Origin of the sequence: Profundibacter amoris (genome assembly GCF_003544895.1) — a bacterium.
Lineage (GTDB): Bacteria > Pseudomonadota > Alphaproteobacteria > Rhodobacterales > Rhodobacteraceae > Profundibacter > Profundibacter amoris.
Genome location: NZ_CP032125.1, coordinates 2186232 through 2201107, shown reverse-complemented (window position 1 = coordinate 2201107; position 14876 = coordinate 2186232). Strand labels below are relative to the sequence as shown.

Below are 14876 nucleotides of genomic sequence, written 5' to 3'. Positions count from 1 at the left end.
GGGCGGGCGTTGAAACGGCTCTTGTCTGTTGCGCGCAGCTATCCTAAACCCCTTGGCAACCCGAATTCCCATGTCCAAAGGTGACCAAATGCGACTGTCGCGCTATTTTCTGCCCGTTCTGAAAGAAACCCCTGCCGAGGCGCAGATCGTTTCGCACCGCTATATGTTGCGCGCCGGTATGATCAAACAGGCCAGCGCCGGAATTTATTCCTGGCTGCCGCTGGGGTTCAAGGTGCTGAAAAAGATCGAGAACATCGTGCACGAGGAACAGCAGCGCGCCGGCCATATCCCGATGCTGATGCCCACGCTGCAATCGGCAGACCTGTGGCGCGAAAGCGGGCGTTATGACGGCTATGGCGAGGAAATGTTGCGCATGAAGGACCGGCACGGGCGCGACATGCTCTATAGCCCCACGGCCGAGGAAATGTTCACCGATGTGTTCCGCTCCTATGTCAAAAGCTACAAGGACCTGCCGCTGACCCTTTACCAGATCCAGTGGAAATTCCGCGACGAGATCCGCCCGCGCTTCGGCGTGATGCGCGGCCGCGAGTTTTTCATGAAGGACGGCTACAACTTCGATCTGACCAAAGAGGACGCGCTGCACGCCTATAACCGTCATCTGGTCAGCTATCTGCGCACCTACGAACGCATGGGCCTGCAAGCAATCCCGATGCGCGCGGATTCCGGCCCGATTGGCGGCGATTACACCCATGAATTCCTTGTGCTGGCCGACACCGGCGAAAGCGAAGTGTTCTATGACAGCAAAGTCACCGATATTTCGCTGGGCAAACGCGACATTGATTTTGACGATGTGGCGCAGTGTCAGGCGGTGATGGACGAATTCACCAGTCTTTACGCCCGCACCGACGAAACCCATGTTGAAGCGGAATTCAACGAGGTGCCCGAGGACCGCCGCCGCGTGGCCCGTGGCATCGAGGTTGGGCAGATCTTCTATTTCGGCACCACCTATTCGGACAAAATGGGCGCAACCGTGGTCAATGATCAGGGCGATCATGTGCCGGTGCATATGGGCAGCCACGGCATCGGTGTGTCCCGCCTGCTGGGCGCGATCATCGAGGCGTCGCACGACGACAAGGGCATCATCTGGCCCGAAGGTGTCACGCCCTTCCATTGCGGTATCATCAATCTGCGACAGGGTGATGATGCGGCGGATGCGGCTTGCGAGAGTCTCTATTCCGCGCTGATCGCTGCGGGGCTTGAGCCGCTTTATGACGACCGGAATGAACGGGCAGGCGGCAAGTTTGCAACGATGGACCTAATCGGTCTGCCGTGGCGCATCACCGTTGGCCCGCGCGGGTTGAAAAACGGCGTGGTCGAACTGACCAGCCGCAAAACCGGCGAAAGCGTGGAAATGCCGCCGGAACAGGCCGCCGCCAAAGTGGTCGAGATCTACGCCAGCCTGTAGGGCGGGGTTCACCCCGCCGCCACACCGCCACCGCTGCGGAAAATGGCAGGCGCTTTTCGCCTCCGCCATTTCCTGCTATACTGTTTGCAAAACAAAAAGCAGTAGGCAGGCAAAATGATACGAACGCTGACCATGGCGGGCGGGATCGCAGGCGCGGTGGCGTTGTCGCAATTTCCCGAATTCTCGCAGCAATATATGCAGCGCATGTCCGGCGCGGTGGATGAATTGCGCGGCGTGGTGGTGGCCTTTGATCTGACCGCCACAGCCAGCGGGCTGACCCTGCAAGAGGCCTTGAACAGCATGCAGGGCGACGATTTTCAGGAAGGGCTGCGCGATACGATCGAAACCTCGATCCAGCGTTACGAGCGCCTGTCCGGCAACCTGACCGCCCTGCGCAGCGCAACGCCATTGGAACGGCTGGGGCAGTTCTATCGCTTCTCCGATACCGATCTGGCGCAGCGCACATGGGATGATTTCAAACCCGCCGTGCCTGTTACGACAGACGGGTTTATTGCGGCAGGGATTGGCTTTCTGGCCGGTTGGCTGGGGCTTGGCTTGTTGTTCGGGGGCTTGCGGCGGTTCACGCGGCGTTTTATTCCAGTATAAAGCGGTTGCTTTCGCGGAACCGTCATTTTGCAAAAATGACAGCGCCCGACCTCCCCATGGAGGGCGCTATGCAGCGGTGCAACCGGTTGATATGCCAGAAATTAAACAACTGTTCTATCCGTGAAGACCATGACGTCAGGCGCCCACCAGGTCGGGCGCTGCCATTTTCACAAAATGACGGGTGATTGGCATTCACACATTATCACATAATCACGCCCATTTGCCCATTCCCCGCTTGACCATCCGCGCGCATCCCCCCAGACTCCGCGCCAAAGCAACATAAGAAGCGAGCAGAGACCTTGGCCGGAAAAACCGCCCCCTTTTCAAAATTCGAATGGATGATCGCCTGGCGCTACCTGCGCGCCAAACGTGCCGAAGGCGGTGTCAGCATTATGACGTGGATTTCCCTGATCGGCATCACGCTGGCCGTGGCCGCGCTGATCATCACCCTGGCTGTGCGGGCCGGTTTTCGGGCCGAATTCGTCGATACCATTCTGGGTGCCAACGCCCATGTGACGGTGTTCAACTCGATCACGGTGGACGACAGTGGCCGCACCAGCCGCGTGATGGAGGATTACAAGGAAAAGGCCGAGCGTATCCGCCAAATCCCCGGCGTCACCCGCGTTGCCCCGCTGATCAAGGGGCAGGTGATGGCGAACAACCGGCAATATAACACCGGCGCACAGGTGTTCGGCATCAGCCTTGAGGATCTGAAGGGAATACCGCGGATCGCCTCGGGTGAAGACCAAATCGGAAATATTGACGACTTTGACCGCGGGGTTGCCATCGGCAAAGGCATCGCCAACACGCTGGGCCTCGGGGTGGGGGACAAGATCAAGCTGATTTCCCCCAACGGCACCAAAACCGCCTTTGGCGTCAGCCCCCGCGTAAAGGTTTACGAGGTCGTCTATATCTTCTCGGTCGGCCGTTACGACATCGACGGCATCCGCATCTATATGCCCTTCAAGGAAGCGCAGAGTTTCTTTAACCGCGAGGGCGTGGCGGACGAATTGGAAGTGATGGTTGCCGAGCCTGAAAAGGTGGACGACATGGCGCTGGACCTGCTGCGCGCCGGCGGGGACCGCACAGTGCTGTGGACGTGGCGCGACGCCTCGGGTGCCTTCCTGCGGGCCCTGACGGTCGAGGACAACGTGATGTTCGTGCTGATGTCGGTGCTGGTGCTGATCGCCGCGATGAACATCATTTCCGGCCTTGTGATGCTGGTGAAAAACAAGGGCCGCGACATCGGGATTTTGCGCACTATGGGGCTGACCGAAGGCTCGGTTCTGCGGGTGTTTTTCATCTGCGGTGCGCTGACCGGATTGCTGGGCACATTGTTCGGGGTGATCCTCGGCTGCCTGTTCGCGCTGTATTTCGACCCGATACTGGCCTTTGTCAGCGGCGCGTCGGGCGGGCAGGTCTGGGATGCCTCGGTGCGGGGCATCTATAAATTGCCTGCACTGTTGCAGTTCAAGGACGTGATGTCGGCCATCGCGTTATCATTGGGCCTGTCATTTATCGTGACCATCTTTCCGGCCCGCCGCGCTGCGCGGATGAACCCCGTGGAGGCCCTGCGTTATGAGTAAGCCAATGCTGGAACTGCACGGGATCGTGAAAACCTACAATCGCGGCAAACCCAATGAAATCAAGGTGCTGAGGGGTGCCGACCTGACGGTTGATCAGGGCGAAGTGGTGGCGCTGGTGGCACCTTCGGGTGCTGGTAAATCCACCCTGCTGCACATCGCCGGTCTGCTGGATACGGCGGATCAGGGGCAGGTGCTGATTAACGGGCAGGATATGAGTGGTAAATCGGACCGCAAACGCACCGCCGTGCGCCGTGACGAGGTTGGCTTTATCTATCAGTTCCACCACCTGCTGCCGGAATTTTCGGCGCTGGAAAACATCGTTCTGCCGCAACTGGCCAACGGCGTTTCGCAGTCCGTGGCCGAGCGCCGCGCGCTGGAATTGCTGGGCAATGTCGGTGTGGCCGATCGGGCCGATCACCGGCCAGCCGCGATGTCGGGCGGCGAGCAACAGCGGGTGGCCTTTTGTCGTGCGCTGGCCAATGAACCGCTGATCCTGCTGGCGGACGAGCCGACGGGCAACCTTGACCCTGCAACATCGGATCAGGTGTTTGAAACCCTGATGGCGCTGGCGCGGGACACGGGCCTGTCGGCCCTGATCGCCACCCACAACATGGAGCTGGCGGCGCGGATGGATCGCGTGGTGCGGATGGAGAACGGGGTGCTGGTGTGAGGGTTGTCCTTGCCCTGATCTGCCTGCTCTTTGCCCATATTGCCGCTGCCCAACCCGTTGAAGTCGATGTGAAAATCGTGATTTCGGTGGATGCGTCAGGGTCGGTTGACCCCAGCGAATTCCGCCTGCAAATCGACGGCATCACAAACGCCCTGCGCACCCCTGCGGTGCAACGCGCGGTGCGGGCGGGGCCAAGGGGCAGGGTGCTGGCGGCGGTGCTGATCTGGTCGGACGCGGCCTATCCGAAATACCCGACCGCGTGGTTTGAACTGGGGCCGGACGGGACGTTCGAGGCTTTTGCAACCGAGATCGAGAAATTCAAGATTTCCGCCCCCGGCGTGCCCGCGATTGGTGGCGGCGGGACCAATATTGGCGATGGATTGGTCTATGCAATCAATATGTTAGAGGAAAACCCCATGCCCGCCAGCCGGTTGGTGATTGATGTTTCGGGGGACGGGCCGGAGTCAAAGCCCTGGGTCAAGGAGGCGGTGGAATTGCCACAGGCGCGGGCCTTGGCGGCGGCCAAAGGGATTACGGTCAACGGGTTGGCGATTGAAACCGATATTGCGGGGCTGCATCTGTGGTACGAGGCAAATCTGATCACCGGCACGGGCAGTTTTGTCGAAAAGGCGGCGGATTTTCAGGACTACCGGCGGGCAATCCTGAAAAAACTGTTGCGCGAATTATCAGGGCAGCCGTTTACGTTGAATGATCCGTTACGGGGTCAGCAGATGCGGCAGCAGATAGGGGACGGTCGCGCCCATCAGGAACCCGCCAAGGGCTGACAGCAAGATCACCGGTTTGGCCGCGCGGGCGTCCATGCCGATGGCGCGGCAGATCAGGCCGGTGAGAATGGCGATAAGGACTGCTATGGGGATGCCGGTCAGGAACATTGGGGGTGCTTTCTGGTGGAAATAAGAATCCAAAGCTCTATCACATAGAACCCGTCATTTTGCAAAAATGACAGCGCCCGACCTCCCCATGGAGGGCGCTTTTGCTATGCTGCGTTTAGCGGGTAGGTTTTGGCAGATGCAAGGGAGCGGAATGCGAAAGCCTAAGCACTACGCGCCCACCAGGTCGGGCGCTGACATTTTCGCAAAATGCCTTAGACATCCAGCTCCTCCACAAACTGCGCGTTCTCCTGAATATACTGGAACCGCATTTCCGGCTTTTTGCCCATCAGGCGTTCCACCAGATCGGCGGTTTCGCCGGGCATGTCTTCTTCTACCGTCACGCGGATCAGTTTGCGGCTTTCGGGGTTCATGGTGGTGTCTTTCAGGTCTTTGGCGTCCATTTCACCCAAGCCTTTGAAGCGCGAGACGTCGATCTTGCCTTTGCCGCCCAGCCCTTTTTCCAGCCATTCGTTTTTCTCGGCCTCGTCAATGCAGTACACCCGCCTGGCCCCCTGGGTCAGCCGGAACAGCGGCGGGCAGGCCAGATAGAGGTGGCCCGCGTCGATCATCGGCCGCATCTGGGTGAAGAAAAACGTCATCAACAGGGCGGCGATATGGGCGCCATCGACATCCGCATCGGTCATGATGATGACTTTTTCATAGCGCAGATCATCAAGGTTGAACCGGCTGCCCAACCCGACGCCAAGCGCCTGTGACAGGTCGCTGATTTCGGCGTTGGTGCCGATTTTCGAGCTGGCCGCGCCCAGCACGTTCAGGATTTTGCCGCGCAGGGGCAGCAGGGCCTGGGTCTTGCGGTTGCGGGCCATTTTGGCCGAGCCACCCGCAGAATCCCCTTCCACGATGAACAGTTCGGTGCCTTCGCGCGCGCTGTTGGAACAATCGGTCAGCTTGCCGGGCAGGCGCAGCTTTTTGGTGGCCGATTTGCGCTGGGTTTCCTTTTCGGCGCGCCGTTTCAGCCGTTCCTCGGCCCGCAGCACCAGATAGTCGAGGATCGCGCCGGCGGATTTGGTGTCCGAGGCCAGCCAGTTGTCGAAATGGTCACGCACGGCATTTTCAACCATTTTCTGCGCGGTTTCGTTGGACAGCCGGTCTTTGGTCTGGCCGACAAAGGACGGCTCGGCGATGAAAATCGACACCAGCGCACAGCCGCCGGTGGTCAGGTCGTCGCGGTTGATCTGCGCGGCTTTTTTGTTGCCCACCAATTCGCCATAGGCGCGGATGCCTTTCAGGATGGCGGACCAGAAGCCGCCCTCGTGCGTGCCGCCCTCGCGGGTGGGGACGGTGTTGCAATAGCTGTTGATGAAGCCGTCGCGCGCAGGGGTCCAGTTGATGGCCCATTCCACCGATCCCGGCTCGCCGAATTTCTCGCGGAAATCGACCTTGCCAGCAAAGGGAGCGTCGGCATAGGTGGCGGCACTGCCCAGCACTTCGCCCAGATATTCCGCCAGCCCGCCGGGGTAGTGGAAGGTCGCCTCTTGCGGCATGTCACCATCGGCAATGGCCGATTTCCAGCGGATTTCGACACCGGAAAACAGGAAGGCCTTGGATTGCACCAATTCATGCAGGCGGGACGGTTTGAAGTGGAGTTTGCCAAAGATTTCGGGGTCGGGGTGGAAGGTAACGGTTGTGCCGCGCCGATTGGGGGCGGCGCCGATTTCGGCCAAGGGGGCCAGCGGCAGCCCGCGCGAAAATTCCTGACGGTACAAGGTGCGGTTTCGGGCAACTTCGACCACCATGCTGTCTGAAAGGGCGTTCACCACGGACGAGCCAACGCCGTTCAACCCGCCGGATGTGGCATAGCTATCGCCCGAGAATTTGCCGCCCGCGTGCAGGGTGCAGAGGATCACCTCTAGCGCGGATTTGTCGGGGAATTTGGGGTGCGGATCAACAGGGATGCCACGGCCATTGTCGCGGATGGTGACCGAGTAATCCTCGTGCAGTTCGACCTCGATGCGGTTGGCATGTCCGGCGACGGCTTCGTCCATCGAATTGTCCAGAACCTCGGCCACCAAGTGATGCAACGCGCGGGAATCTGTGCCGCCGATATACATGCCGGGGCGTTTGCGCACGGGTTCCAGCCCCTCGAGCACTTCGATCGAGGAGGCATCGTAATCTGTTTCGGACACAGATTTTTTCTTTGGCGGGTCCTTTTTATTGGACTCGCCCTTTTTGCCGGGTTCGTTTTTTCTCTCGGGCTCGTCGCCGAAAAGGAGGTCGTCTGCGGGCATTTGGCTGCTCATTTATTGGTTTGTTGCGGGCCATTCTAATGCAGGTGGGCAAGTCGGGGCAATGGGGATTGTGCCTGATTGGCCGCTTGGATCAATATAGTGCGGGTTTTCTTTGACCTGTAGGGGCGGGCTGTTAGGCTGGTGCGGATTTGATGGATTTAGCAAAAAGGCCCGTTTGATGATGGATGATTATTACGATCTTGGCACATATTCCCGTGCAGGTGTGTCTGTGAATGAACAGGCGCAAATGTGGTTTGATCGCGGGCTGAACTGGGTTTTTGGCTATAATCACAATGAGGCAATTGTCTGTTTTGAAAGGGCAATTGCGGCTGACCCTGATTGTGCGATGGCCCATTGGGGGATCGCCTATGCCAAGGGGCCGAATTACAATTATCGCTGGGACCATTTCACGCCCGAGGTGAAGGAAGAATGCCTGGAGGTGGTCGCGGCCAGTCTGGCGGCGGCGGAAAAATGTGCCGACGGATTGGCGGCGGAACTGGTGGCGGCGTTGAAGCTGCGCTTTCCGGCCAGTGCCGAGGTCGAGGATATCGCGCCGACCCATGATGCCTATACGGACGCGATGCGGCAGGTTCTGGCACGCCATCCCGATGATCTGGAGGTGATCACGCTGGCGGTCGAGGCAATGATGTGCAGAACGCCGTGGCAGTTGTGGGATCTGAAGGCGGGCGTGCCTGCAGAGGGGTCCGACGTTTTGGAAGCGCAAGCGTCGCTGGAACGGGCGTTCGATCAGGTTGAAGGCGCGTGGCAACACCCCGGCATTCTGCATCTGTATATCCACATCATGGAGATGTCTCCGACACCGGAAAAGGCATTGCGGATGGGGGATGCTTTGGTTGATCTGGTGCCGGATGCGGGGCATTTGCAGCATATGCCGACCCATGTGGATGTGTTGTGTGGGGGGTATGAAAATGTGGTGCGGCGTAATGTGAAGGCATACGACGCGGACAAGGTGTTTATGGCACGCGAAGGGGTGATGAATTTCTATACCACCTACATATGCCATGATCTGCATTTCCGTCTGTACGGGGCGATGTTTCTGGGCCAGATGGGACCTGCGCTGGCGGCGGTCGAGGAACTGGAAGCGATCCTGACCCCCGAGGTGGTCGAGCCGTCTGCGGATTGGCTGGAGAGCTATTACGGCATGCGTCAGCATGTGCTGATCCGCTTTGGCCAGTGGGAGGTTTTAAAGACCACCAAGCCGCCTGAGGATCAGGAACTTTACTGTTTCACCACAGCACTGGTGCATTATTCGCGCACCGTGGCCTTTGCGGCAACCGGCGAGGTTAAGAAGGCCGAGGCCGAGCGCAAGTTGTTTTATGCCGCCAAAGCGCGGGTGCCGGAAACGCGGCTGTTGTTCAACAACACCTGCGAGAGCATTCTGGCGGTGGCCGAAGAGATGCTGGAAGGCGAGTTGGCCTATCGCAAGGGCGATTATGACGCGGCCTTTGCCCATCTGCGCGAATCCGTGGCCCGCGATGATGCGCTGCCTTACGAGGAGCCTTGGGGCTGGATGCAGCCAACCCGCCATGCGCTGGGGGCGCTATTGCTGGAGCAGGGACGGGTCGAGGAGGCCGAGGCGGTGTATCGGGCCGATCTGGGGTTTGACGATACCCTGAGCCGGGCGGCGCGACATCCGGAGAATGTGTGGTCCTTGCACGGGTTTTATGAATGTCTGGAGCGGTTGGGCAAGGCGGAAGAGGCGGCACTGATCAAGCCGCGACTGGATCTGGCCAATGCGCGGGCGGATGCGCCGATCAAGGCGTCTTGTGCCTGTCGGTTGTCGCATTCATCCTGTTGTTAAGCTGAGTTGCTGCGCAACGCTTTATGTCTCGGGCCATATGGCCCTCGGGATGCCTGCGGCGCGGATATTTGTGCGAAAAAGAAATTAGCGATTGATGCGCGGGTGTTTCAGGGCGCGCCGGAAGACCTGTGTCAGGGCGGGGTCGGACCGGATGCGGGTATCGGTGGCGTTTTCGGGGTTATCGTCGTTGGGCCATGTTTCGTTCCACCAGCTAAAACCGATCAGTTGCGGGTATTTGCCAGACAGGATCAGGTCGAGCGCTTTGGCGGCCCATGCGGCGGCCGGTTCGCGCGGGTTGTTCACATCGGTGCCGAATTCGGCGATGATCACCGGTTTTGACGGGGCCATGGCACGCAGGCGTTTCAGGGTGCTGTCGATATGGGCAAAGGCGGTAGGTTCGGTTTCATAGGGGGCCTGCATCGAGTAGAGCGAGATGCCGAGCCAGTCGATATAGTCGTCGCCGGGATAGTATTTCTCCATCCGGTTCCAGCCGCGCGGCGGGCCGTCGGCCCAGTTGACATGGAACACCCAGACGATGTTGGTGGCACCATTGGCGCGAGCGATGTCGATGATATGGCGGTAGGCGGCGGCAAAGCGTTCGGCACCTTTGTTGCGGCCGTTCCATCGGGCGTTCCACTGGAACCATTCGCCATTCATTTCGGTGCCCCATTCGGCAAGGATCGGGGTTTTGAAGGCGGCCGCTGTGCGTGCCCATCTGGCAAGGTCGGCGTCGAATTTGCCGCTGGCGATGGCGCGGGTGGTGAACAGCGGGTCGCGGTGGTCCTGTTCGGGATCACTTCGCAGCATCAGGCGCACATAGGGGGTGGCCCCGCTGGCGCGGATCCATTTGGCCGTGGCTATCGGAAAGGCGCGCGAGCGGTACCAGTTGTTCGAGAAATAGACCCACGCGGGCCGGTGGCCGGTGGTGCGGATATAGGCGTTCAGGTCGGAGGGCAGGATATCGTCTTCTTCGCCGCTGCGCCCGCCGGTGTAGGTGCCGGCCAGAAGTTTGCCGGCGGGCGGGGTGAGGGCGCGCAGGGCGGCATTGTGCGGGGTGGCATTGTGCGGGGTGGCCTGGGCGAATGCCGCAAGCGGGAGCAGAAGCGCAAAGGTCAGGTAGATGAGGCGGCGCATCTGCTTCCTTTCCTAGTCGCGTTTGCCTGCGAATTTTTCCTGCCATTCCTTACGTTGCTCGTCAGTGATTTTGGCAAACAGCACGTCGGGCACAGTGAATTCGTGACGGGCGGGCAGAGTGTTCAGCGCCTGCGTCACGTCATCGGGCCAGCTGTCGTCCGTGGTATTCATCGCCTTAAGCAGCGTGGCGGAAGCATCGGGGATGAAGGGGGCCGACAGCACCGCATAAAGCCGGATCAGGTTCAGCGACAGGCGGATCACGGCCGCCGCCGCCTCGGGGTTTTCCTTGAACTTGGCCCAGGGGGCGGCGGTTTGCAGGTATTCGTTGCCCGCCACCCAGATGGCGCGCAATTCGGAGGCGGCTTTGCGCACTTCCATGTCGTCCATATGGGTGTTGTAGGCTTTGATGCGTTTGTCCAGCGTGTTGATCAGCGCCTGTTCCTCGGGGCCGTATGTGCCGCCTTCGGGCACCACTTCGCCGAATTTGGAGCGGCAGAATTTGGTGACGCGCGAGGCGAAATTGCCCAGCACATCGGCCAGATCCTTGTTGACCGAGGCCTGAAAGTTTTCCCATGTGAATTCCGCATCGGAATTTTCCGGTGCGTGCGACAAAAGCCACCAGCGCCAGTAGTCCGACGGCAGGATCGACAGCGCCTGATCCATGAACACGCCGCGCCCCTTGGAGGTGGAAAACTGGCCGCCATCGTAATTCAGGTAGTTGAAGGATTTGATGTAATCGACCAGTTTCCATGGCTCGCCCGACCCCATGATCGTGGCGGGGAAGGACAGGGTGTGGAACGGCACGTTGTCCTTGCCCATGAACTGCACATAGCGCACATCGTCAGCGCCCTTGTCGGTGCGCCACCAGCGTTCCCATGCGCTATCGTCCAGACTGTTTGCCTCGGCCCATTCCGCTGTTGCGCCGATGTATTCGATCGGTGCGTCGAACCAGACGTAGAACACTTTGCCCTCCATCCCCGGCCAGGGCTGATCACCGCGTTTTACCGGCACGCCCCAGTCCAGATCGCGGGTGATGCCGCGGTCGCGCAGACCGTCGCCATCATGCAACCATTTCTTGGCAATCGAGGTGGTCAGGACGGGCCAGTCGGTTTTGCTGGAAATCCATTCATCCAGCGTGTCGCGCAGTCTGGATTGGCGCAGGAACAGATGCTTTGTTTCGCGCACCTCCAGGTTTTTCGATCCCGAGATGGTCGAATATGGATCAATCAGATCGGTCGGGGACAGTTGTTTGGTGCATTCGTCGCACTGATCCCCGCGCGCGCCTTCGTGGCCGCAGTTGGGGCAGGTGCCCTCGATATAGCGGTCCGGCAGAAAGCGGCCATCGTCGATGGAATAGACCTGCTTTTCGCTGACTTCCTCGATCAGGTCGTTGTCTGCCAGTTTGCCCGCGAAATGCTGGGTCAGCCGGTGGTTTTGCGGGCTGGAGGAGCGGCCGAAATAGTCGAATGACAAGCCGAACCGTTTGGCAATATCGGCCTGCACGTCATGCAGTTCGGCGCAATATTCCGCCACCGGCTGACCGGCCTTGGCGGCGGCCAGTTCGGCAGGGGTGCCGTGTTCGTCCGTGGCGCAGATGAACATCACTTCGTTGCCGCGTCCGCGATTGTAGCGGGCGAACAGATCGGCGGGCAGTTGGCTGCCGACCAGATTGCCCAGATGTTTGATGCCATTGATATAGGGCAGGGCGGAGGTGATGAGGATTCGTGCCATTTCGGGATGCCTTTGTTTGTGTTGAAAGCTGTTTAGCGCAAGGCGGCGGGTAGGGCTAGGGGGTGCGCGCATCGGCGCGTTTCCATAGGGGCGGTTTTGTGCTAGGCCCGCTCTTATGGAAACGCATTACGATTTTGACCGCTTCGTTTCGGCGCAGGACGCTGTTTATGACTCTGTGCTGGCCGAGTTGGAAAAGGGCCGCAAGGCAAGCCACTGGATGTGGTATATTTTCCCGCAGCTAGAGGGGTTGGGGCGCAGCCAGACCTCGCAATTCTACGGCATCGCGGATCGGGACGAGGCAGCGGCCTATCTGGCGCATCCCGTGTTGGGCAAGCGGCTGATCCAGTGCACCAAACTGGCGATCAAACACCGCGCCGACGGGGCCGAGACGGTGTTCGGCGGGATGGATGCGTTGAAGTTCCATTCCTCGATCACGCTGTTTTCAAGGGTCAAAGGGTCAAGTCCGGTATTTGAATCCGCCCTGTTCGGATTTTTCGGCGGTATTGGCGATCAGCAAACCCTGCGGATGCTGCGGATTGCCTATATTGAATCGCTGGATGGGTAATCATCGGAATTAGGGCTTGAAGCTCTAGTCGCTAGAGGTCGTATGTAAGAATGGAACGTGATTCCATTTTGCAAGGACAGGATATGGCGACCGAGGCGAAAAAGACCGAACTGGTGATTGACGGCATGGATTGCGCAAGCTGCGTGAACAAGATCGAAGGCGTGGTGTGCAAGCTGCCGGGGATCGAAAATGTATCCCTGAACTACACAAACCAGAAACTGAAATTCAATTTACAGGACGGGTTCGATGAGGTCGGCCATGTGATCACGGCAATTGAGAAGCTGGGCTATAAGGTGGCCAAACCGCAAACCGATGCGCCGCAGACCGAAACGCGCTGGTGGCAGACGGGCAAAGGGCGGTTGGTGATCTTCTCGGGGGCGATGTTGGCGCTGGCGGTGGTGTTGTCGCTGGTTCTGCCGGACTATGCCGATTACGTTTACGCCTTTGCCGCGCTGGTGGCGCTGGCGCCTTTGGCGAAAAAGGCGGTGATGGGGGCGGTTGCGGGACAACCCTTTACCATTGAAACGCTGGTGACCATCGCAGTGATCGGGGCGATTGTGATTAACGAGGCCCCCGAGGCGGCCGTGGTGGTATTCCTGTTTCTGATCGGCGAATTGTTAGAGATGATGGCGGCGGCCAAGGCGCGCAGCTCGGTTCAGGCGCTGGCAAATCTGGTGCCAAAATCCGCCTTTCTGGTGGTGGGTGATGGCAGCCGCGAGGTGGCGGCGGACAGTCTGGAAATCGGCGATGTGATCGAGGTGCGCCCCGGCGGGCGGGTGCCAGCGGACGGGGTGATCTGCGAGGGGCAGACCTCGATCGACGAGGCGGCCGTGACGGGCGAATCCATGCCAAAACGCAAAGGGGTTGGTGACGGGGTTTACGCCGGATCGATCAATGCCGACGGGGTGATCCGCGTGACGGTGGAAAAAGGCGCGGAAAACAACATGATCGCGCGGATTTTGCAGATGGTCGAGGACGCCGAGGCCAGCAAGGCCCCGACCGCGCGCTTTATCGACGATTTCAGCCGCTATTACACGCCGGGTGTGATCGTGGTGGCGGCATTGATTGCCATCATCCCGCCGCTGGCCTTTGGCGCGGAGTGGGATGCGTGGATCTACAAAGGGTTGGCGATCCTGCTGATCGGCTGCCCCTGTGCGCTGGTGCTGTCCACACCTGCGGCGATCACGTCGGGCATTTCATCGGGGGCCAGACAGGGCCTGCTGGTCAAGGGCGGCGCGGTGCTCGAGGCGATCGGCAAGGTGGCGCAGGTGGCGTTTGACAAAACCGGCACGCTGACACGCGGCAAACCGGCGGTGACGGATGTGCGGGTGTTTTCGGGGGACGAGGACCAGATGCTGGCCCTTGCCGGATCGGTCGAGGCCGGGTCAAGCCATCCGTTGGCTGTGGCGATCGTTGACGAGGTTGCAGCGCGCGGCGTGAAGCTGAAAAAGGCCACCGCATCCGAGGCGTTAAGCGGGCGTGGGGTTCAGGCCAAAGTGGGGGGCAAACTGGTGACGATTGCCTCGCCGCGTTACGGGCAGGAGATTGCCGGGTTTACCAAAGAGCAAGAGGACGAGATCGCCGCGTTGGAAGGGGATGGCAAAACCGTTGCGGTGGTGATTGTCGATAGCGAGTTGTCGGGTCTGTTTGCCCTGCGGGACGAATTGCGCAAGGACGCGCGCGACGCGATGCGGGAACTGGCGGATATGAATGTGCGCACGGTGATGCTGACCGGCGACAACGCCCGCACCGGCGCGGCGCTGGCCAAACAACTGGGGATCGAGGTGAAATCCGAATTGTTGCCGCAAGACAAGCTGGACCAGATCGAGGCGCTGAAGGCGCAGGGTAATATTGCCATGGTCGGGGACGGGATCAACGATGCGCCCGCTTTGGCGCGCTCGGACGTTGGCATTGCGATGGGCGGGGGCACCGATGTGGCGCTGGAAACGGCGGATGCGGCGCTGCTGCACGAACGGGTGCGCGATGTGCCCGCGCTGATTGCCCTGTCGCGGGCAACGATGGCCAATATTCACCAGAATATCAGCATCGCGCTGGGCCTGAAGGCGGTGTTTCTGGTGACGACATTGCTGGGGGTGACATCCCTGTGGATGGCCATTCTGGCAGACACCGGCGCGACGGTGCTGGTGACGATCAACGCCTTGCGGTTGCTACGGTACAAGTTCGTTAAGTAAGC

At 59.9% G+C, this 14876-nt stretch carries 12 protein-coding genes; 8 read left to right on the top strand and 4 right to left on the bottom strand.

What is annotated here, in order from left to right:
• Window positions 1-88: 88 nt before the first annotated feature.
• From proS to BAR1_RS10985, 5 genes are all read left to right on the top strand, one after another.
• Complete coding sequence (proS, locus tag BAR1_RS11005) at window positions 89-1426, top strand: proline--tRNA ligase (protein WP_118943062.1); 1338 nt, start codon at window positions 89-91, stop codon at window positions 1424-1426.
• A 114-nt stretch (window positions 1427-1540) separates the two neighbouring features.
• Window positions 1541-2032 carry a DUF2937 family protein gene (locus tag BAR1_RS11000; protein ID WP_118943061.1) on the top strand — a complete coding sequence of 164 codons (492 nt, stop codon included), beginning with the start codon at window positions 1541-1543 and terminating at the stop codon, window positions 2030-2032.
• A 299-nt stretch (window positions 2033-2331) separates the two neighbouring features.
• Complete coding sequence (locus BAR1_RS10995; protein WP_407681512.1) at window positions 2332-3618, top strand: lipoprotein-releasing ABC transporter permease subunit; 1287 nt, start codon at window positions 2332-2334, stop codon at window positions 3616-3618.
• Window positions 3611-4288, top strand: coding sequence for an ABC transporter ATP-binding protein (locus BAR1_RS10990; RefSeq protein WP_118943060.1), 678 nt, complete (start codon window positions 3611-3613; stop codon window positions 4286-4288). Before BAR1_RS10995 ends, BAR1_RS10990 begins: the two co-directional genes overlap by 8 nt.
• A complete protein-coding gene (locus tag BAR1_RS10985) occupies window positions 4285-5073 on the top strand; it encodes a DUF1194 domain-containing protein (RefSeq protein WP_118943059.1) in 789 nt (262 codons plus the stop codon). The genes BAR1_RS10990 and BAR1_RS10985 overlap by 4 nt, the downstream gene beginning before the upstream one ends.
• On the opposite strand, the gene BAR1_RS18025 is transcribed toward BAR1_RS10985, so the two are convergent.
• Together BAR1_RS18025 and parE are read right to left on the bottom strand one after the other, a co-directional pair.
• Entirely contained in the window at window positions 5005-5181 is a 177-nt protein-coding gene (locus tag BAR1_RS18025; RefSeq protein ID WP_162891759.1) for a hypothetical protein, read from the bottom strand. The two genes, BAR1_RS10985 and BAR1_RS18025, sit on opposite strands and share 69 nt — an antisense overlap.
• A gap of 212 nt (window positions 5182-5393) precedes the next feature.
• A complete protein-coding gene (gene parE / locus BAR1_RS10980; protein WP_407681511.1) occupies window positions 5394-7328 on the bottom strand; it encodes a DNA topoisomerase IV subunit B in 1935 nt (644 codons plus the stop codon).
• A gap of 280 nt (window positions 7329-7608) precedes the next feature.
• On the opposite strand from parE, the gene BAR1_RS10975 reads away from it, so the two are divergent.
• Window positions 7609-9252: a tetratricopeptide repeat protein gene (locus tag BAR1_RS10975; RefSeq protein ID WP_323368573.1), complete on the top strand. Its 1644-nt coding sequence runs from the start codon at window positions 7609-7611 to the stop codon at window positions 9250-9252.
• Between the two features lie 84 nt (window positions 9253-9336).
• Here the strand turns inward: BAR1_RS10975 and BAR1_RS10970 are convergent, their stop codons facing one another.
• Together BAR1_RS10970 and metG are read right to left on the bottom strand one after the other, a co-directional pair.
• Entirely contained in the window at window positions 9337-10386 is a 1050-nt protein-coding gene (locus tag BAR1_RS10970) for a glycoside hydrolase family 26 protein (protein WP_118943057.1), read from the bottom strand.
• A 12-nt stretch (window positions 10387-10398) separates the two neighbouring features.
• Window positions 10399-12117 (bottom strand): methionine--tRNA ligase, encoded by a 1719-nt coding sequence (gene metG, locus BAR1_RS10965; protein ID WP_118943056.1) that lies wholly within the window; start codon window positions 12115-12117, stop codon window positions 10399-10401.
• Window positions 12118-12232: 115 nt separating this feature from the next.
• Here metG and BAR1_RS10960 point away from each other — a divergent pair, with 115 nt between their 5' ends.
• Window positions 12233-12682 (top strand): DUF1810 domain-containing protein, encoded by a 450-nt coding sequence (locus BAR1_RS10960; RefSeq protein ID WP_118943055.1) that lies wholly within the window; start codon window positions 12233-12235, stop codon window positions 12680-12682.
• 50 nt (window positions 12683-12732) lie between these two features.
• Window positions 12733-14874 carry a heavy metal translocating P-type ATPase gene (locus BAR1_RS10955; protein WP_228408537.1) on the top strand — a complete coding sequence of 714 codons (2142 nt, stop codon included), beginning with the start codon at window positions 12733-12735 and terminating at the stop codon, window positions 14872-14874.
• Window positions 14875-14876 lie beyond the last annotated feature (2 nt).